Consider the following 20,983-nt stretch of genomic DNA (forward strand, 5'->3'; position numbering starts at 1 on the left):
TGAAGTCCTCACTAAAATAACGACTTGATCTAAATTGAAATTGTGAACGTTTCTTTTTCATAATAACCGTCTTTTGAATGTTTAGTGAAAATGTTCAAAAGCGGTCAACCTATTTCAGGACGGAACAAATGGTCTGATGGTTGGAAGTTAGAAGCTGGATGTTAGAGGTTAGAAGCTGGATGTTAGAGATGGGGGTGGAGCTGTATTCAGTGGTCAGTAATCAGTGGTCAGATGAGATTGGCGTAAATGAAGTTGCTCTCTATCTAATAATCTATTGTAATTATACTATAGGGAAAAAACTTTGTAGTATAGTGTCTTTGCGTTTAGGCTTTTTGAGGACTGGTGTGCTCTTTTGTCGAAACTGTTCTAACTTTGAATTGAAAATTATTATCCTCTATTTTTATGTTTGAGTCAAATCTGACGTTGGTAAAATGCCGGTCCTGAGGGGGTAGATTTTTTATGTTTTCGACAGGAGTTGTTTTTTTGAATTGCAAGGTTCTCCCGGATAGAAACTTGTCCTGTTTTTTAATTTCTCCACTGGAATTCTGTTTTTTCTACCTGCTAATTAAGTTAATCTTACCCTATTTTTAATGACTGTTTAATTTTAATTACTGAAAGATGCATTTGAAGGATTAATTCTTTTGGCAAATCAAAGTTAAGGTGAACAGCCAAGGTGTTGTCATGAAGTTTTGACCTGTAAATAATGGATGTAAATATCTCAAAGGGTAATACTTAAACAGTTTCTTTTTATCAGCGAGTATGTTCTGTCTGTTAATAATAAATTGTAAAACGAAGTTTAAAAATAAAAATCATGATAAAAAAACTATTTCCTTTATTAATGCTGTTTGTGGTTTCAGTTTCCTGTACCGACAAAAAAACTGAAAAGCAGGATGGATTTCCGTTTATTTTGCCTGAAGAAAAGCCTGAAAGAGAAATGAGTGCTGCCATGGAGCGAATATATACAGACTATTCTGCTCCTCAACCACAGAATAATGAATTGTTTAGCCAGTTTAAATATACTGAACTTAAAGGGTTTGATTACAACGGTTATGATGGAACAATTACCAGACGTGATCCATCAAAAGTATTGTTTCATGATGGAAAATATTACATATGGTATACCTACCGGAATACCCCAACCCCTCCTCAAGGGGCTGAAAATTGCAACGATACCATTCCTTCATCAGATTGGGATTTGTCGGAAATTTGGTATGCTACCTCAACTGATGGTTTTAACTGGGAAGAGCAGGGTGTAGCTGTTAAAAGACCTGAAAAGCCTCTGGTTGGTTGGCGTTCGGTGACTACCACTGATGTTTTAAAATGGAAAGGCAAATTTTACTTGTATTACCAGGGATTTATGGAAGCAAGTGGAAAAAGGGGGGACGATTGCCCGGTTACAGTTTCCTATGCCGATTCACCCGACGGCCCCTGGGTACCCCATAATGAGATTGTTATACCAAACGGTGATAAGGGAGAATGGGATCAATATTCTATTCATGATCCATATCCTTTAGTTCACGATGGTAAAATTTACATTTATTACAAATCGGATTTTGGCGAAAAATCCCATTTAGTGAGAATGCAGGGGCTGGCTATTGCAGATAATCCTCTGGGGCCTTTTAAAAAGCATCCTCTAAATCCACTTATTACCTCAGGCCATGAAACATCCCTATTTCCCTTTAAAGAAGGGGTTGCAGCGTTGGTTTATAAAGACGGACCTGAGCATAATACGATTCAATACGCAGAAGATTGGGTGAATTTTGAAATTGCGTCTATTACTGAACTTATGCCGTATGCAGCTGCCCCTTTTGTTCCCGATGCGTTCAATGACACAAAAGATGGGCGAGGCATTACCTGGGGCATGGCACATTTCATAAATGCCACGGGAGATTGGAGTAGATTCTGTTCAAAACTGGTTCGATTTGATTGCGATTTAAGTCAGGATGTACATGATCCTGAAATGAAGCAGCACAGGGTCAACTACCGGCCTGATGTTTATTATCGTCAGGGATTGAGCCAAAAGCAAAGGAAGCGAATTTTTGAGAGAAAACCTGGTCCAGCTTTTCAGTAATATACTTCCTGTTGGGTTCTTTAAGGTTAGTTGTGATTTTTAATCCGGTGTTCTTCGATTTTTCGAGCATAAAACTCATGAAGCCCTGGTTTCTATTTTGCAGGTTGATATTGTTTTCTAACCGGTCGCCAATAGTAACAATCAGGATATCTTTGGTGGACGGGGTGCCATAGTCGATTAAACCGGCTGCAACTCTACCCCCATTGAAGGCATCTTCACATACATAGGCGATGCAATTTGTGTTTTGTAAAAAACTATCGATAAAAAGATAAGGGATGTTCTTTTGATCCAGCTTTTGACATACCTCCCGGGCTTCCTTTTTGTGGATTGGGGCGAGTATTACTCCGTCAAATTCTTCTGCCAATAACCCTTCAGCTTGTTTCGTGAAATCGGTCGGGTTCTGGAGATCGTACAGAAAATAATCTGTTTTTATTTTAAAAGGGGCAAGATGGTCAATGGCCTTTTCAACTCCTTTAGGGTGAGAGGCCCAGTATTCATTTGGGAATTCCGGTTTGGGCAGGAGCAGTGCCAGTTTAAATATCTTCTTGCTTATTAGTGCCTGAGCCAGAATATTGGGTTGGTAGTTTAATTCCCGGGCTATTTTACGTACCAATTCTTTCTTTTCTTCTGAAACACCTTCCCGGTTGTTGAGAACCCTGTCAACAGTGCCGGTCGATGTTTTTGCAATTCGGGCAATATCTTTGATGGTGGCTTTCGGCATTTTGGGTATTCAGATATTTCAATGAATTCATGCCAATATAGCAAAAAATATTCTGTTTTAAGGGATCCTGATGATTGCCTCTCCGTCTGCGAGAGGCAATCCTGAGAGCTCAAAAAACGGATCCTTATTTTTTGACGGCCTTGATGGTGTCTGTTAATTCTTTTACCTTTTGAGTGAGTACTGCAAAATTCCCACTTTCGATAACATCTTTTGGGAAAAGTTTGGATCCCATGCCAACGCAGGTAACTCCGGCTTCAAACCATTTCTCCAAATTTGCACGGCTGGTGTCAACACCCCCTGTTGGCATTATGTTGGTCCACGGACATGGCGCTTTTACTCCTTTAACAAAAGAGGGACCGCCGACTTCCATCGCCGGGAAAATTTTCACGAGTTCAGCACCCAGTTCCTCAGCTTTTCCTATTTCCGACAATGAGCCACATCCCGGAGCCCACATAATCTTTCTCCGGTTACAAATCCGGGCCATATTTTCGTTCAGCAGAGGAGAAACAATGAAATTGGCTCCAGCCTGAATGTAAATGGCTGCGGTAGCTTCGTCAACCACCGATCCGGCTCCCAAAATCATTCCGGGGAGTTCTTTCAATGCATATTTATTTAATTCATTAAAGACCTCATGTGCAAAGTCTCCCCTGTTGACCCACTCAAAAGTTCTTATTCCGCCGTCATAGCAGGCTTTTAGTACATTTTTTGCAATGTCAACATCTGAATTGTAATATACAGGAACAATACCGGTCTCCTGCATCTTTTGAAATACTTCTATTCTTGAATATTTGGCCATTTCATTTATGTATTTGCTCTGCATTATCTACCAATAATCTATTGCAATTATTCATACATAAAGCAGGTTATAATAAGGGAGGGGATGTAGTAGCGTGTTTTTTGCAATTACTAAAAAAAAATCAAAACCAAGTAATTGAGTGAGAAATCACCCTCCCTTATTTTTATTATAAACAGTTTTCTTAATGTATTGATTTACCGGGATACACGACCTGAAGTATCGCCCCCCATTAATTTCTCAACCTCCTCAACGGTTACCTGATTGAAGTCACCATTAATGGTATGTTTTAAACAGGAAGCAGCAGTGGCAAACTCAACAGCTTTTTGATTGTCGTCATAAGTCAGCAGACCATATATAAGACCTCCCATAAATGAATCGCCGCCCCCTACACGGTCAACAATATGTGTGATTTGGTAAGTGGGTGCTTTATACATTTTCCCATCTTCAAAAAGAACGCCCGACCAGGAATTGTGATTGGCGCTGATTGATCCGCGAAGAGTTGTGATGACTTTTTTTACTCTTGGGAACTGCTTCATAATCTGTTCCGATACACTTTTGTAGGCTTCTGCTTCAACATGACCTCCGGTAACGTCAACTCCTTCGGGTTTTATGCCCAGTACCATTTCAGCATCTTCTTCATTTCCCAATACAACGTCGCATCCGGCAACCAGTTCGGGCATTATTTCTGAGGCTTTTTTGCCATACTTCCAAAGGTTTTTACGGTAATTTAAATCACACGAAACGGTAACACCTTTTTTATTGGCGGCTTTTATGGCTTCCAGGCATACTTCGGCAGCTCCTTGCGAAACAGCGGGGGTAATCCCGGTCCAGTGAAACCACTCTGCACCTTCCAGTATTTCATCCCAATCGAACATGCCTTTTTCGATTTGGGCAAATGAGGAGTAGGCCCGGTCGTATACTATTTTACTGGGTCTTGCAACAGCTCCGGTCTCAAGGAAGTAGATGCCGAGCCGGTCACCGCCATAGACCATCTTACTTGTGTCTACACCAAATTTGTTCAAATCCATCCGGCAGGCACGACTGATGTCATTTTTAGGAATTCGTGATACAAATCGTGAATCAAGTCCATAATTGGCAAGTGATACCGCCACATTGGCTTCTCCGCCGCCATAATTTACGTCGAATGATCTGGTTTGTGTATAGCGTTGATAGCCTGGAGTTGAAAGTCTCAGCATGACTTCTCCGAAAGTAATAACTCTTTTGCTCATTTTTGATTGTTTTATCTGTTATTAATTGGTCGTGCTCGTTACCGAAATAATTGCTGAAGTCCGGTTCTATTTCTTTTTGGTTAGGTTTTATTCACTTTTATGTTGGCTGTAGTTTAATTTTGTGTTGTTAATTTCAATAAATCCAAAAAACAGGAACACCCTTGCCGGGGCTTTTTTTAATAAAACGCCGCTGCTGGTGCGGATTTGAAATTCGCACCTCCTTAACCATGGATTTTTAATCCATTTTAATTAGAGTTAAGAGTGAGGCTCATACTGCTCTTGTCAAAAAAATAAACACGCGATTATAAACTAAAGCCTTTATGTTTTATAATGGTTAGATTATTAGGTTTATATGAAGATGATAACAATCTAAGTAAAGCGCAATTGTTTTTCCGTTAACGAGCACGAAGATAGGCTTTATTACTTTTCTAACCAAATATGCTTTCATTAACCGGATTTTTGGGTATGGGAGATTATTGGAGTTTTTCCATAATTTTGGAGCTATTATAATTCGTCTTTCATATCAAAATAACTGACGATTTGCTTTAATTCCATGGCTTTGTCAGGTAGTGATCTGGATTTTAATGCCTCACGAAGGTTTCCGGCCATCAGGTTTAATGGATCTGCCAATTGGACCACTTCATCCTTCTGTTTTAATTCCAGGTTTACACTTAAATTCCCTTTGGCAATTTGCTGGGCCAAATTCAAAGCAAGTTTTTAGGGTAGAAGTAACAGTCTTGCTTAAAAAATAGTTGCTTAAAATAATGTTCAGGCGTAAACCTATTTTTATGTCAGATAGATTTTTTTATTTTTCCCCGGTTATTAGTCCTAATAGCCCGTTAATTTTTTGCAATAGCTAGTGATTTCATTGTTTGTCTTTTAAAAGAGTTTTGTGTTAATGTACAGGTTTTCAGTGTTGTAATATTTGTCTTAAATCTGATATCTAAAAATCTGACGATCTATTATATTCCTGTTCAAAAAGAGTACTCATATTCTACAGGTCAGGCAATGCATAGCTAACACGCCGTTTATGTCTTTAGGGGGGATTTGTTGCAATTAGAGGTGAAATTGAAAACGGGAAGGTTAAATAGTGGTTCTGTGATGCAACAGTGGGTCTTTAATGTTTTTTATCCATCTTTTTAATGTTTTTTTTTAACTGCGAAATCCTTTTGGGATTCTTTTCTTTACAGTATATATTTCAATGGAAAGACGTGTTTGAATTCTTTTTTTTCAATTTTAATATGTTAAATTAACAGGTATATGAAAAAAATCATTTCAGAAGCATGCATTATTATCTTTTTGATATTGAGTTTCAATGTTGCAGGTCAAAGAAAGGTTTATGATTTTAATTTTAACTGGGAATTTAATTTTGGGGGATGTGGATAAAGCATATGCTCCCGCTTTTAATGACGACAGCTGGCGGATGCTTGATTTACCTCATGACTGGTCTGTAGAGCAGAACTACACAACTGATGAGACCGCTGGATCCACCGGATTTTTACCAACAGGAATCGGTTGGTATCGAAAATTATTTGTAATTCCGGAAACCTCCCGGGATAAAAAGATTCACATTGAATTTGATGGTATCTTTTCCAATTCGCGCGTGTGGATAAACGGCCACTTTTTGGGTGACCGACGGAGATACTAAAGCTTTAGAGTTGAAGTAACCGTTAATGATATAATTTTTTTCACCCTTGGTTCTTTTTGAATCAGGGGTGTTTTTTTGTCTCAGGAATTTCAAAATTGACACATAAATTCTTATTCGTAGGGGTAGCATAACGCCTTCAGGATTTAACATCAATCCCTATCTGAAGGAGGGGAGAAGCAATTTGCGGTGGAAGTGTATCGTTGGAGTTTGGGTTCGTTCCTGGAAGATCAGCCTTTATTGATGTTAACCCAATGGGGTGGAGGGGTGGAATATGGGGGATGAAAAAAAACCGCAATCTTTTTAAAATAAAAGAATTGCGGTTTATGTGTGTGATCCGGGCGGGATTCGAACCCACGACCGACAGCTTAGAAGGCTGTTGCTCTATCCAGCTGAGCTACCGGACCATTTTCCTCAAATGCGGTGCAAATATAGAAAAAAGATATTAAAGACCATGGTCTGAGGCGAGGAAAATTCAGCTTTTTGAAAAAAATCTATGTCTTTAAAGATTTGGGTCTGCATCTAATTTTTAATTCCATTATAAGCTAAAAATCCGGTAGCTTGTCTCGCTTGGTTAGGACGAGACGCTCCGGATTTTTACTTCTCATAGTTTAGGTCTATTTATCGGTATTCTTTAACTCATAGTTTATGGTTGGTGGTTTGTGTTAATGGAGAGGGTTATTCTCCGCTTTTGCCATAGTTAGGCAATACACGTGCACTTGGATCATCTACGTCACAGTTTTCCCATTCTTTATTTGGCATCCAGAAGTCTTTGACCATATCGGCCCTTCCGGGGAAATGACTCTCAAAGATATCTCTGTACATCAGTGATTCTTTTGAAAATGGTGTGGCAAAAGGATATTTTTCTTTCGCTTTTGCTAAATCCTCGTCGCTGTAAAGCTCCTCTGCATACCCTTTAAGGTAATCTACAGAACTGTGACCAACTGCGTCGGAGAAAGCTGCTTTCTCGCGGTAAAGAATGTCATGCGGCAACAGATCACCTTCAAATGCTTTGCGTAGCAGATATTTTCCTATGCCGGTATAGTTCATCTTTTTTTCGGGGTTGATGGACATAACGTACTTAACGAAATCAAGGTCGCCAAAAGGAACCCGGGCTTCCAGACCGTTGGCGGAGATACACCGATCGGCTCTGAGCACGTCGTACATGTAAATCTCTGTCAGTCTTTTTTCAGCTTCTTTTTGAAAAGCCTCCGGCGAGGGAGCGAAGTCGGTGTACTTGTATCCAAAAATCTCATCACTAATTTCACCAGTCATCAGAACTTTGATGTCGGTGTTCTCGTGAATGTATTTGCTTACCAGGTTCATTCCCATCGATGCTCTGATTGTTGTAATGTCCCAGGTTTCAGTTTTGTATATGAGGTTGCTTAAAGTGTCAAAAATTTCCTGACGCGTAAATAAAACCTCGGTATGATCTGCTCCCAGATAATCAGCAACCTGAACTGCATATTTTGTGTCAATAGGGCCGTCCTGAATCCCCACCGCAAAAGTGCGAATAGGCTTGTCTGTCATTTTTGCCGCAATGGCACAAACCAGACTGGAGTCCAACCCACCACTCAAAAGGAATCCTAGCGGGGCATCACTGTCCATTCTTTTTTCAACGCCTTTGGTAAGAAGTTCGTTGATTTTCTTGAAAATGGTCTCTTGCTCATCATCCACAAATTTATCCACTTTGGCAATGTCGTGGTAGCAAACAAATTTGTCTCCATCGTAAACATATCCGGGAGGGAAGGGGCGAATTTCATCACAAATGTTATGAAGAGCTTTCATTTCGCTTGCAAACAGGATGTCTTTGTCAGCCGTGTAGCCATAGAACATTGGTCGGATACCAATGGGATCACGTGCTGCCATATATTTGCTTTTCTTTTCATCATACAGTACACAGGCAAATTCTGCATCTAATGCCTGGGCCATTCCAATAATTCCTTTTTCAAGGTATAAGGGAATCATCACTTCGCAGTCACTGGATGATTGAAAATCGAAAGTCTTTTCGTAATCTTTTCTTATTTGACGGAAGTTATAAACCTCTCCGTTACAAACCAGACTGAGGTGTTTGTACTCCAATGGCTGATTACCATTATCAGAGAGATCCATAATTTTTAATCTATGAAATCCTATCCAGCCATTATTGCCCAGGTCTTTCATAATGGTGTTGTCGGGGCCGCGATACTGCAGGCTCCTGAAATCGTGGGCCATCTGCAATCTTAGCATCTGGTCGTCTCCGGTGTAAACAGCAAATCCACACATGGCAATCAGTTTTTTCGTTCCAGTAAATAGTTAATTGTAATGTTTCTGGTTACAAAAGTAACGAATTAAAACAAAAAACAAATAAAAAACTTACAAAAATGAATAATATCGCGAAAAAAAGTAACGAATCGGCGCTTTAAGTGTAGAGGAAGTTCATTTTCATGATTTTATGAAACAAATAATTTTTGGGGAAAGTAAAGGAGTGGGAATTATGTTGGTGGTTTCGGTTGAAGTGAAGAGCAAAAGAAGACCCGGCTCTTGAAAAACCGGGTTTTAAAAGTATAGGTATTGGATTGTTGCCGGGACGTGATAGGGGTGGGATAATTCTCCAAAGGGCGGGGAAAAGGATTAGATAAAGATTTTATATCACAAACTCAAAGATCTAATTACATGTTTATTTCTCTGTCACGAAATCCGAGCAGGTAAAGAATGGCATCCAGTCCAATAGTTGATATGGCATGTTTGGCCGATGCCTTAACAGTGGGTTTGGCATGAAATGCAATTCCCAGACCGGCTTCCCGCAACATGGGGAGGTCGTTTGATCCATCACCAACTGCTATTACCTGGGCCATGTGAATGTCTTCTTTAAAGGCGATCAGTTTGATCAGCTCAGCCTTTTTCTGCCCGTTGATGATGTCGCCAAAATGCTTGCCGGTTAATTTCCCGTCTTTTATTTCCAGATCATTGGCAAACACGTAATCAATTCCCAATTTGCTTTTCAGGTAGTTGCCAAAGTAAGTAAAGCCTCCCGATAAAATAGCTGTCCGGTATCCGTATTTTTTCAAAGTTTTGAAAAGTCTTTCTGCACCTTCGGTCAATGGAAGTGATTCGGCAATCTCTTTCATTACCGATTCTTCCAATCCCTCCAGCAAAGCAACACGCTGTTTGAAACTTTCATCAAAATCAATTTCACCTCTCATGGCAGACTCGGTGATTTCACTTACTTTGTCGTATACGCCGGCTTTTCTGGCTAACTCGTCAATAACTTCCGCCTGGATGAGTGTTGAATCCATATCGAAACAGACCAATCTTCGGTTCCTGCGGTAGATGTTGTCCTCCTGAAAAGCAATATCAACACCTCTGCTTCCTGCGATTTCAATAAAACGGGTTTTCATTTTCTCGATATCATCAGGTGTTCCTCTGACAGAAAATTCTACAACAGACTTGGTGTTGTCGATTGGATCATCAAGAGGAATTCTCCCACTGAGGCGTGTTATAATATCAATGTTGAGGTTTTGATCTGAGATTTCTTTGGTGACAGCAGCTAACTGGGCTGCGGTTAATTTGTGGGACAACAGGGTTATAATGTATCTCTCCTTACCCTGATGATTAACCCAGTCGTTATACTGTTCTTCGGTAATGGGGGTGAACTTAACGTTGAGGCCGATTTCGTAGGCTCTGAAAAGCAGGTCTTTTAATATGGGTGATGACTCCGATTTTGCCGGAACTTCAAACAGTATTCCTAATCCCAGGTCTTGATGAATAACGGCCTGCCCGATGTCGAGGATGTTAACATTATATTGGGCCAGAACATTGGTTAAAGCGGAGGTTTGCCCCGGTTTATCTTCTCCGCTGATATTTAGTAAAATTACTTCTCTCTTGTGGCTCACAGTTTGTTTTTTAGAGTATACTATCCGGCAAAAGGCCCTGCAGAAAATGGAGGCTGATGAAAAAATATCAGATTTAGCCGGGGTTTTATAATGTTTTGTTAATTGCAAAGATATAATGATGCTTAATTAAAACTGAAAGATCAACTGAAAAAAAATGGCCTGTATAATGTTTTTTAACAGGAAGTACTCTGAAACTAAGGGGATGCAAAAAAAAGCCCCGGTTCGTAACCGGGGTTAAAAATGTTAAATCATGTGATGTAAACGATCATCGTAACTTTCCTCTTCAATTTCACCTTTATACCAGCGTTTTCGGATGATTTCCAGTGGATCTTGGTTTTCTTCCGGGTTTTCAAGCATCATTTTCAGTATAAACCACACAGCAACTACCAGGAGTATGGTAGCGAGTGTCCAGATAATCTGCAGACCGGAAATCGTTGCGAAATTTAGCATGCTCTATAACCTCCTTTCTGATTAAAACCCGGGGCCAAAGCCAGCAACGGAGCAATAGCTCACGTCGGCCCTATAACTGTCTTTAGCCCTGGGATGTTGGGATGTAATTCAAATTTCGGGCATATCATGCCGTTCGTCAAGAAAATATGAGGATAAAAAAACTGCCAGGTCTAAAATAATAGATCGTTAGAGTTTTAGATAAAAGTAACCAACAGGCAGAAGTTTGATAAGCAGAAGGCAGAAGAAAATGTATTGCCCCGAAATGCCATCTTTGAGCATTCAAAAGAATGTTTTGCCTGATAAGCAAATATCTAACTACATGCATTAAGGTTTTGATATAAAGAAAGTTACAGATTGAGTTGGATGAAGTATGTAAGACAAATCTTATAACACTGAAAACCAGTGTATTTGCCTAAAGAAATGTGTGCCTGCAAAAAAATTGATTACAAGTGTGTTGTAATAGTTTAACGGAGTATTTTCATTAGATCATCAGTTATGCAGACATAGAGCATATGGAAAAAGGGCCAACGGTCCGAATGAAAAAAGTCCGGGGTGAATCTCCAGGGCTGTGAATCAGTTAGTTTCAGGAGTCTGAATGGGCGAAATATGTTTAATAACAAATTCTTTGTGATCAAAGCAGCAGAGCAGAGCGTCATATCTGCAGTCAAGACCCGTCGGATTGCAAATCCGCCGGAGGGGAAAATAAAAAAGCACGGCCCCAAATGTAATGGTTAAACCGTGCGTCTTTAAAAGATTTTTATCGAAGTTTTCTATTCTTCGGTTTCTAATTCTGTATTATCAGTTTCTTCCTGCTGTTGGCTGAAAGCTCCGTCTGCTTCATAAGGGAATACATCCATCAAAGGACTTTCAGTGATGCTGATGACTTCAAAGTCCACGACCATGTCGGACAATCCCTGCATGAGGTTATCATAAGCGTCTTTCACATTATCAGCCATTACCAGCATTTGGCTGTTGACTTTCTTTTCTTTTCCGGCATTTTCATCAATAGAGAGGTGACTTACTTTGCACTTATACCAACGATCGCCGGCAAAATTCGGGAAAAGATCGCTGTAGTCTGCTTTTCGGATATTGGTGACCTGGAACTCCCCGCGAATCATGGTCTGCATCTCTTCATGAATACGACTTTCTGCTTCGGTAAATGAAACGGCATCTACCAGATATGGCTCGGTTACTTTCTTCTCTTTACCGGTGTTCTCGTCTGTTTTAATGTATTTTACTTTGCATTCAAACCAAGTGTGTAGCATTGTCTTGTTTTTTTGAGTGAATTTTTTTCGGGCTGTAAAGGTAAAAAAAAAGTTAGGGGATAGTCTGGGGTGGTCGGTAATCAGTGGCCAGTGGTCTGATGATTGGAGGTTAGATGCTGGATGTTAGAGGTTCGATGAGCATGGAGCATACGGGCTGAAAGCCCAGATGAATTTAGCCCGGGGCAACGCCCTGGGTGGGGTAGGATGTATTGAATATTTTTAGCGCCCTGAAAGGGCAGGTAGAGCGAAGGGCTGTGGTCAGTGGTCGGTAATCAGTGGTCAGTAGAGAGATGAGAGTTGAGCATAGAGCATAGAGCAAGGAGCAAGGAGCAAAAGGAGCTTATTATATCTAATGATCTTAAATCTAATTATCTAATGTCTTATAAGGGTGGGATGGTAGGAGGGTAGAAAGGTGGGATGGTGGGATGGCGTTATCAATGATCAATGATCAAATATCAGTAATCAGTTCAGTGGTCAGTTGTCAGTTGTCAGTTGCCAGTGATCAGTTATTAGTATTCAGTAAACTAATGCCCGTTAGGGCTGAAATATCGCTAGAAAATTTAATTGTTAATAGTAAGGAAAGTCCCGTTAGGGATGAGATTCAGTGGTCAGTGGTAGGTAATCATATTATTGGAGGTTAGAAATTAGAAGTGCAGAGTGCATGGAGCAGAGGGCAGAGAGAATATTTCTATCTAATAACCTGCTATCTAACAATCTAATGTCTAATTACGGAGAGTATGGAGCGGGGGAAGGCCAACGGCCTGAAATATTAATAACCCGGGGTGCAGCCCCGGGAACTATAGACAAAAAGATAGACAAGTGATTTTCTCCTCTCGTTGCAAACCAAAGGGAGGTGGGTTAATTCTTCGTTAAACTCTTTATTCTTTCGTCCAGTTCTTTTTGGTCTTTGGTAAATGCTGCCATGCCGGCAAGGTTGAGAAGGGTGTCGATGGCTGTTTCACCTCTTGAGATAATGCTTGCCCAGCGGTCGTGTCTGGGGACTTTACCATCATCGGCGATGAACAGTTCTTCTATGGGGGTAAGGTGCGGAAAGATATCTGTGATGCCCTCCTCCCGGAGATGATCTACCAGTTCCCAGGCAGATTCCGGAAGGTTTTCTCCTAACGCTTTGAATACCCTCTTTTCATTTTCAGAAACGCTCCAGAGTTTGTCCATCCGGATTTCAGATGTAGCCACACCCGGCTCATATACGATGTTGAAGTCGTGATCGGTCATGGGTTGGTAAGGCCCTTTAAGGTGTTCAATGGCATCCGAAACAACTTTGGCGGGAATGGTCATTACATCAACACCGCACAAGGCCGGAAGCTGAGTGTATTCCCGTATACTGGCAGCAATTAATTTAGTGTTCAGGTTATAGTCATTTCGGAGCGTTTTCAAGCATTTTTGGGCATGATGAACGGTCTTTTCTCCGGGCCCTTTGGCTTCACCCAGGTGGTTGTTTTGCATGTATGCTCCAATTCGCCCCATGAATACATTGGTGTAGGCAGGCCGTGCCAGCAGAGTAGCGAGCATGTTCTGTCGCACACTGAACAGCAATGTGAAATTGACAGGAATGCTCATTTCATGAAGTTTGCGGGCACCAATTAATCCGGAGGGAGACAAGGGAACTTTTATTAAAAAATGTTTGGGATCGATCTTATGAAACCTCTGTCCGTAATGCACGATGCCATCCACATCGTGAGTGAGGTCAGTATGAAGCTCCACACTTACCATTCCTCCATATCGTTTTACCAATCGTGATGCATGGAGGGCATTCAAAAGGAAAGCCATTTCCACCAGGCGTTTCTGAGGAGGAAACTCATCAAAACGATGGGCCATCTCTTTGATGATGCCGTCGTAAATACCTTTTTGCACCTCCTTGTTCAGTAGGGTGTTGTTGGTCGTTTGTGCAGTGACTTCAGGAGTGATAAGCTTGTCGATGGCTTCAATGTCACCTGTGTCCAGCCATAATTGGGTGCCGGTTTCTTTGCAGGCTTTAAAAATCTTCTGCGATGGATTAGAGACTTTTTCATCGTGAAACCGATGGAGTAACTCTGGTAAGACTTGCTCGGGTATAGGTGTTTTGTCCATAATGATTTCGTTTTACATCCCAATTTAGTTAACAATTTGGAGAAAAACAAGGAATAACCGTTTGTAAGTGTTCATTGATCAGTAGTCGGTGGTCAGTAGTCGGTGATCAGTAGTCAGTGGTCGGTAATCAGATTATTGGAGGTTAGAGGCTTGAGGTTAGAAGTTAGAAGAGCATTGAGCAAAGAGCAGGGAGCAGAGGGCATGGAGAATATTTTTATTTAACGATCTACTATCTAATAATCTAATGTCTACCGACGGAAGGATGGTGAGAGGGTAGGATAGTCAGTGGTCAGTAGTCGGTGGTCAGTGGTCAGTGGTCAGTAATCAGATTATTGAAGGTTAGAGGCTTGAGGTTAGAAGTTAGAAGAGCATTGAGCAAAGAGCAGGGAGCAGAGGGCATGGAGACTATTTTTATCTAACGATCTACTATCTAATAATCTAATGTCTACCGACGGAAGGATGGTGAGAGGGTAGGATAGTCAGTAGTCAGTGGTCAGTGGTCGGTGATCAGTAATCAGTCTATTGAGTTGGTGGGGGTTGGGTAAGGTCCCGGTTTACAATGTGTTGGCAGGAGGGGGGGGAGAAATAATTATGAGTGCCATAGTTACGGGATATTGAGCCGTAGTCAATGATAACCCATAAGCTCGCCGGTTCAGTTGTTAGTCTCTGATTCCTAATTGGTTTATCGGTATTTTCTGAAAAAGTTCAAAGTATGATTAAGTGGATTCATTTTATTTGGCTTAAATTTGTGGGAGAAATGAACAGGTAACCACTCTTGACTTATGGCGGACACTCGTTTTTTATTCTTTATACTTCTCACTATTACGTTTATTGGCTGCGGACCTTCAAGGGAGAAGCAGGCTTCAGGTAAGCTGAGCGAAGCACAGGCGCTTAGGGATAGTGGGCGCTATAACCTGGCCAGGTTAAAGTTGGATACTCTGATGGAGAAATATGGTGATCTGACGGAGCAGATTGCAGATGCCATGCGATTGATGGATGACATAAACCTTCAGGAGCAACGCCGGAACCTGGAATATCTTGACAGCATGATTCTGGTAAAGGAAAAGGAGTTGGAACCTTTGATGAAGAATTTTATTAAGTCGGATGAATATGGAGAGCCAGCCATTTTGATTCACAAGCGGCAAAAACCGGAGAATAGTTACAACAGGACATTCATAAGGGCACATCTTGATGTTGAAGGGGATTTCTATATCTCCAGCCGCTATTACGGAACTTCCTGGATTAAGCATAATCAAATAAAAGTTTATAATTCCGGTGAATCGGTGACTTCAGAAGTGGTTCCCGAAGATGGGTATAACAATCGCCGTTTTGAAGATGGCGGAAGTAAATGGGAGATTATCAGCTATCGCGATGGTGCCGATAACGGCATTGTGAATTTCATTGCCTCCAATGTTGATAAACCTTTGAAGGTTCAGTTCAGGGGTGAAGGCTATTATTATATTGTAATGGAGAAATACGATAAGGAAGCTGTCCGGGATGGTTACGAAACCTCTTTTGTTCTAAAGGAACTGGCCGGATTGAGAAAGGAGCGAAAGCAGGTAGAGAGAATGGTGATGAAGCTGGAGAAGCGGATGGAATAGCAGGGAGCACATGGCAAGGAGCAGGGGGCATGGTGCATGGAGCCTGGTGCTACGATCTTAGAGCATAGGGCAGACGGGCTGAAGGCCCGGTTAAATTAGCCCGGGGCAACGCCTGGGATTTGGTTGTTAGGCATTTGAGGGGGTAAGGAGCATGGAATATATGGTGGGTTTTATCTAAAAATCTAACATCTAACAATCTAATGTCTAACAATCTAATGTCAAACAACGGTGACAACCCTGGTTGCTCATATATTGTTAAATTTGTAATGTAAAAGGAAAAAGAAATAAAGGTTTTGGAAAAGAAAGAAGATGTTTTTCAGTGGTATGCCCTTTACACTAAATCGAGGGCTGAAAAAAAGGTCTACGAGCAATTAAAAGGTTTTGGGATTGAAGTTTATTTGCCGTTAAAAAAGGAACAACGACAATGGAGCGATCGTAAAAAATGGGTCGAGGTTCCTGTCATTAACTCTTATATTTTTGTTAAGATTACTTCTGCTCAATACCGGGAAGTGTTTAATGCCACGGGCGTTGTTGCCTATGTGTCGCATAAGGGCAAAGCGGTTGCCATTCCCGCAAGAGAAATTGACGCAATGCGCCGGACCATCGAAAATAAACTATCCTTTTCCGTTGAAGCGGATACTCTCCGTAAAGGAGAAAAAGTAACCATTACCAGCGGTCCTCTCAAAAATATTGAAGGTGAAGTGGAGGAGATTCAGGGTACCAAAAAACTCTATCTCCGGATTTCTCACATTGGTTATGTGCTGGTGCTGAACCTGGATGAGGTTGAGCGGGTGAAATAGCATTTTTTAGAAGAGAGAGACTTGGTGTTCGGTAGTCAGTGATCAGTAGTCGGTGATCAGATTGTTGGAGGTTAGATGCTGGAGGTTATAGGTTAGAAATTAGAAAAGTGCATGGAGCAGAGGAGAGAGTGCATGGAGCAGAGAGCAGAAGGCATAGAGCCTGGAAATTATTTATGTCTAATAATCTAGCATCTAACAATCTAATGTCTAACAATGGGAGGAAGGTAGAATGGTAAGAGGGTAGGATGGTGGGTGTTACGTGGTTGAACCTTATAAGAGCATTTAAGGTGCAACGAGGTTCGGGCATACGGGCTGAAGTTCCGACTGAACTTAGCCCCGGTCAATACCCCTGGATTGGGTGAAATATAATTCATTAGCGCCCTTAAAGGGCAGGTGGAGAGAGTTCAGGGTTCAGTACCGCTGCTGGGGAGGATTTAAAATCCACACCTTCTTAACTATGGGTTTCTTTGCGAGTAAAAGCAGGCAGGCTGAGCGTTAATCCATTTCTATTAGAGTTTAGAGTGAGTCTTTTATTGTTCTTTTCAAAAAAACAAACACGCGATTATGAACTTAAGCCTTTTTTTTATCTAATAATCTAACATCTAGCTATCTAACAACAGTGGGGTGGTTAAAGGATATGGATCTAAGTGCAAAGAGAGAGAGGACGGACGGGGTAATCGGAATTAAAAAATATATATTCTTCGCAGGCTCGGATGACACTCCTGAGACTTCCATGAAAAATTAATTAAAGAAAAAAAGTGCGAATTCCTGTTTTATTTGGCAGGAAAAGATATTTTTGTGGAGGAAATTTTTTTAGATATGGAGTTAAAAAATTATAAGCAAATTCTTCCACTCTTTGTACTTCGGACAGCTATAGGCTGGCTTTTTCTTCACGAAGGTCTTTATAAATTATTAACACCGGGATGGACAGCCCAGTATTATCTGGCTCAGTCGGAAGGCCCCCTTCAATCGCTTTTTCAATGGGTGATATCCAGTGAAACATTAATAGCAGTGTCTAACTATGGCGTTGTTATAGTTTTACTGATTACCGGTTTTTTGTTGATGACCGGATTTTTAGAGCGCTTTGCTGCGATGACAGGAATGGTTTTACTGGTCTTTTTCTATCTGTCTTATCCTCCGTTTGGGGAGATCAGTGATGTTATGGCTGAGGGTAATTATCTGATTGTGGATAAGAATTTTATCCTTTTTCTGGTGTTGTGGGTGATCTACAAGTTTCGTCCCGGAAGATATCTGGGACTCAATCGTCTGATTTGTAATAATAATTAATTGAAGTCGCATTGTTGCAGTTTCTAAGCAACAAAACAAAATATTCTCATGGAAAGAAGAGACTTACTTAAAGGTCTGGCCGGCATTCCTTTTTTGGGGGCCTATGGTTATTTGTTTGCCCGGAAATTTACTGCTGAAAACGCCAAAGAGGCAACTGCTTTTCAAAAATTTATCCAGTCCAGAATAATGCCATCTCAGAATACCAAAGCGCCATCTGATGCTACAGGGAAAAAACTCAGGCTTGGTATTGTAGGATGCGGGGGACGTGGCCGTTACCTTATGAAGTCATTGGGTTTTATGACTCCCGGGGACATTGACCGGATGTCGGATAGACAAAGAAAAATATTTCTCGATCAACCCGATTTGAATATTGAAATTAACGGCGTTTGCGACCTATATAAACCCCGCCTGGAGGATGCAGCCCGAGCTGCTGCCAACAAAGACCGCAAAGGGACCGAAGGGTATAATTCATCTCCTGTAAAACAATACGGGAAGTTTGAAAATCTTATTGCTTCCGACGATATTGATGCAGTGGTTATTGCTACCAGTGATCATTGGCACGGACCGGTTGCTGTAGCGGCTGCCAACGCAGGTAAGCACGTTTACTGCGAAAAAGCACTTACGCATAAAATTGAAGATGTTTTTGAGGTCAGGGATGCGGTGAAAGCCAACCGAATTGTTTTTCAGCTGGGGCACCAAAACCGACAGGCCGAGAATTACAAAATGGCTGCAAATGTGGCTCAGGCCGGTCTGCTGGGAAATATCAACCTGATTGAAACCACCACTAACCGGAACTCCCCCAATGGGGCATGGGTTTATGATATCCCCGAAGATGCCGGTCCTCACAACGTAGATTGGGAACGGTTCCTGAGAGATACGAATACCCCTTTCAATAAAGAGCACTTCTTCCGCTGGCGGTTGTTCTGGGATTATGGCACAGGATTGAATGGCGACCTTCTGACCCATGAGTATGATGCCATCAATCAGATGCTGAAAATGGGAATTCCTGAAATTGTTACCACCACCGGAGGCATCTATCACTGGAAAGACGGCAGGGAGGTGCCTGATGTGCAGCAAACCGTACTGGAATATCCGGAGAAGAATTTTTCATTGCTATATTCTGCCTCACTGGCCAGCAACATGTACCGGCCCAAGAAACTTATGGGGGATGAAGCTTCACTGGAGATTGGTGGAACTCTTAAATTGTATGTGGACTCAGGCTCTCACCTGTATGAAGACTATATAAAAAGTGAGGATATTGTTCCTAATGAGCCGATTGGTCTTACTAAAGATTATCAGGCCCAGGTGGATGCCATCAGTTCAGCCACAGAGAAGTACTTTGCTTCACGTGGCTTGCTTTATACCTCGCAAGGGGGTAGAATTATTGATACTGCACATTTACATCTGGCCGACTGGCTCAATGGTGTACGCACAGGTGCACCTGTTAGTTGTGGCATTGATGAAGCTTTTGAAGAAGGCATTACTGCCATGATGGCGACAAAGGCCTATCGCGAGAAGCGCGTTGTGAGATGGGATGGTGAGAAAGTGTGGTAGTGATCAGTAGTCAGTAGTCAGTAGTTACGTGAAGAGAGGGTGTGGTCTATCGGGAGCACGTTGTTCGGTTTACGGGCTGAAGGCCCGCCTTAAGCCAGCCCATGGCAACGCCTTGGGCAACTATGGGTTTAGAGAGGTTGATCGCCCTGAAGGGCAGGTAACGAGGGAGATCAGTCGTTGGTGTTCAGGAATTAGTTTTATGGTCCCCGTAATTAAGTCGATTAGCCTAGTGTCAAGTCAAGCATAGTCTGACGGCCCAAGCCTTGCTCTTTCTACCTTGTGCTTCTCAAAAAAAAGACTCACGTAGCTACGGCTATGCTTACTTTTTTGTTGATTTGCACAAGGTGAATAATTGCGGCGGCTTACCCGACATTCTACACTTGACTTGACACTAGCCTGCGGGTTTTCCTGATGATCTGGATATTTAACATTCTTTCATCTGATAATCTAATGTGTCCCGGGTCTATGCAATGTGCACTATTGCTCCAATTTCAGTGAACAGGTGAGTGTTTGAAGTCCTCTGTCGGTTCACCCTTTCACTTTTTTACGGTTCACCCGTTTATCTGATTCATCAAAAAAGAACTTGCCACAAATAAAATATTCCCATGATTTTATGTAATTTTACTTTTGAATTTAGAAGCACAATTACCAATTCATAACTGAGCTTTAAGCCGGAAGATTGGCAGAAGGGAAAAAATTAGAATATGTATCAAATCAGACCCCAAATATATCAGGTTAAGGTAACACTTCAGGGTATTGAACCCGCTATATGGCGCAGGTTGTTGATCCCTGCTGATCTGTTTTTGCATGATTTCCACAAAGTCCTTCAAACTGCTATGGGATGGGAGAATCAGCATCTGCACATATTCATGCGCGGCAACAGATTGTTTGGCCCCTCTGATGATGAGTGGAAACAGAACGGGCGTTTTCAGGATTATACCATTGTCAGAGTTAACGATCTTTTACGGAACCCCGGTGATGAGATCGTTTATCAATACGACCTGGGGGACAACTGGCGGCATTTGATTACTCTTGAAAAACAAACAGAACCGGAGCCCCTGGAATACTACCCCCTGTGTGTTGATGGGGCCCGTGAATGCCCGCCTGAGGATTGCGGCGGTCCATATGGCTATCAGGAAATGATTGCTGCTGTAAAGGATCCTTCCAATCCCCAACACAAATTTTTTAGTGCTCTTTTCCCAGATGGTCTGGATCCTGAATATTTCGATCTTGAGGAAATTAATGAAATTCTTCTTGAGGATGACTATGGTTGTCTGCTGCCTTTTGATGAGGAAGATGAGTGAAGTGCAGTTTCAGTTTTCAGGGATCCGTAGTTTGTGATTTTGCTAACACGTATTTTTTAATATTCGTAATCCTGCGAAAAAATCTTGATAAGTTGCAGATTGAAAATCCGCGACCTGACAGTCTGTGTTCCATGCCCTGCGCCCGCCCTTCAGAAAGATATAAGATGGTTAGATAAAAGTAGCCCAGCCGCGCGGAAGCCGGAAGCTGGAGGCTGGAAGTTAGAAGTTAGAAGCTGGAAACTTTCGAAGTTAAGAAATTTTGATTCTTTTTGCGGCATATTTAAAAAACTAAGA

Annotated in this window: 16 protein-coding genes and 1 tRNA gene; 7 read left to right on the forward strand and 10 right to left on the reverse strand. The window is 41.6% G+C overall.

Annotated elements, in window-relative coordinates; all coding sequences use genetic code 11:
- Positions 1–811: 811 nt before the first annotated feature.
- Complete coding sequence (locus DDZ16_RS20140) at positions 812–2,071, forward strand: glycoside hydrolase family 117 protein (RefSeq protein WP_198416775.1); 1,260 nt, start codon at positions 812–814, stop codon at positions 2,069–2,071.
- On the opposite strand, the gene DDZ16_RS20145 is transcribed toward DDZ16_RS20140, so the two are convergent.
- The 4 genes from DDZ16_RS20145 to DDZ16_RS20160 form a co-directional block, all read right to left on the reverse strand.
- A complete protein-coding gene (locus DDZ16_RS20145; RefSeq protein ID WP_109266287.1) occupies positions 1,977–2,792 on the reverse strand; it encodes a substrate-binding domain-containing protein in 816 nt (271 codons plus the stop codon). The genes DDZ16_RS20140 and DDZ16_RS20145 overlap by 95 nt on opposite strands.
- Positions 2,793–2,916: 124 nt before the next feature.
- On the reverse strand, positions 2,917–3,588 hold the full coding sequence (locus DDZ16_RS20150; RefSeq protein WP_109266300.1) for a bifunctional 4-hydroxy-2-oxoglutarate aldolase/2-dehydro-3-deoxy-phosphogluconate aldolase: 672 nt from the start codon (positions 3,586–3,588) through the stop codon (positions 2,917–2,919).
- 194 nt (positions 3,589–3,782) lie between these two features.
- A complete protein-coding gene (locus DDZ16_RS20155) occupies positions 3,783–4,817 on the reverse strand; it encodes a sugar kinase (RefSeq protein WP_109266288.1) in 1,035 nt (344 codons plus the stop codon).
- A gap of 504 nt (positions 4,818–5,321) precedes the next feature.
- On the reverse strand, positions 5,322–5,519 hold the full coding sequence (locus DDZ16_RS20160) for a HAMP domain-containing protein (protein WP_146192273.1): 198 nt from the start codon (positions 5,517–5,519) through the stop codon (positions 5,322–5,324).
- Between the two features lie 637 nt (positions 5,520–6,156).
- Here DDZ16_RS20160 and DDZ16_RS20165 point away from each other — a divergent pair.
- Positions 6,157–6,465, forward strand: a complete 309-nt coding sequence (locus DDZ16_RS20165; RefSeq protein WP_158275723.1) for a sugar-binding domain-containing protein — start codon at positions 6,157–6,159, stop codon at positions 6,463–6,465.
- A 330-nt stretch (positions 6,466–6,795) separates the two neighbouring features.
- Here DDZ16_RS20165 and DDZ16_RS20170 read toward each other — a convergent pair.
- The 6 genes from DDZ16_RS20170 to DDZ16_RS20190 form a co-directional block, all read right to left on the reverse strand.
- A tRNA-Arg gene (locus tag DDZ16_RS20170) sits at positions 6,796–6,869 on the reverse strand.
- Between the two features lie 271 nt (positions 6,870–7,140).
- A complete protein-coding gene (gene asnB / locus DDZ16_RS20175; protein WP_109266291.1) occupies positions 7,141–8,727 on the reverse strand; it encodes an asparagine synthase B in 1,587 nt (528 codons plus the stop codon).
- 386 nt (positions 8,728–9,113) lie between these two features.
- On the reverse strand, positions 9,114–10,337 hold the full coding sequence (serB, locus tag DDZ16_RS20180) for a phosphoserine phosphatase SerB (RefSeq protein ID WP_109266292.1): 1,224 nt from the start codon (positions 10,335–10,337) through the stop codon (positions 9,114–9,116).
- Between the two features lie 243 nt (positions 10,338–10,580).
- On the reverse strand, positions 10,581–10,787 hold the full coding sequence (locus DDZ16_RS20660) for an SHOCT domain-containing protein (RefSeq protein WP_146192274.1): 207 nt from the start codon (positions 10,785–10,787) through the stop codon (positions 10,581–10,583).
- Between the two features lie 770 nt (positions 10,788–11,557).
- Positions 11,558–12,052 (reverse strand): DUF4494 domain-containing protein, encoded by a 495-nt coding sequence (locus tag DDZ16_RS20185; RefSeq protein ID WP_109266293.1) that lies wholly within the window; start codon positions 12,050–12,052, stop codon positions 11,558–11,560.
- Positions 12,053–12,910: 858 nt separating this feature from the next.
- Positions 12,911–14,143, reverse strand: a complete 1,233-nt coding sequence (locus DDZ16_RS20190) for a transaldolase family protein (protein ID WP_109266294.1) — start codon at positions 14,141–14,143, stop codon at positions 12,911–12,913.
- A 782-nt stretch (positions 14,144–14,925) separates the two neighbouring features.
- Between DDZ16_RS20190 and DDZ16_RS20195 the strand changes: the two genes are divergently transcribed.
- From DDZ16_RS20195 to DDZ16_RS20215, 5 genes are all read left to right on the forward strand, one after another.
- Complete coding sequence (locus DDZ16_RS20195; protein ID WP_109266295.1) at positions 14,926–15,744, forward strand: outer membrane protein assembly factor BamD; 819 nt, start codon at positions 14,926–14,928, stop codon at positions 15,742–15,744.
- A 293-nt stretch (positions 15,745–16,037) separates the two neighbouring features.
- Positions 16,038–16,544 (forward strand): UpxY family transcription antiterminator, encoded by a 507-nt coding sequence (locus DDZ16_RS20200; RefSeq protein WP_109266296.1) that lies wholly within the window; start codon positions 16,038–16,040, stop codon positions 16,542–16,544.
- An 819-nt stretch (positions 16,545–17,363) separates the two neighbouring features.
- Positions 17,364–17,831, forward strand: a complete 468-nt coding sequence (locus DDZ16_RS20205; RefSeq protein ID WP_109266301.1) for a DoxX family membrane protein — start codon at positions 17,364–17,366, stop codon at positions 17,829–17,831.
- A gap of 48 nt (positions 17,832–17,879) precedes the next feature.
- Positions 17,880–19,385, forward strand: a complete 1,506-nt coding sequence (locus tag DDZ16_RS20210) for a Gfo/Idh/MocA family protein (RefSeq protein ID WP_109266297.1) — start codon at positions 17,880–17,882, stop codon at positions 19,383–19,385.
- Between the two features lie 704 nt (positions 19,386–20,089).
- The gene (locus DDZ16_RS20215) at positions 20,090–20,689 is read left to right on the forward strand and encodes a plasmid pRiA4b ORF-3 family protein (protein WP_109266298.1); all 600 of its coding nucleotides are present in this window, start codon (positions 20,090–20,092) and stop codon (positions 20,687–20,689) included.
- The last annotated feature ends 294 nt before the right edge of the window (positions 20,690–20,983 follow it).

This window comes from Marinilabilia rubra (assembly GCF_003121985.1).
In the GTDB taxonomy this organism is placed as follows: Bacteria; Bacteroidota; Bacteroidia; order Bacteroidales; family Marinilabiliaceae; genus Marinilabilia; species Marinilabilia rubra.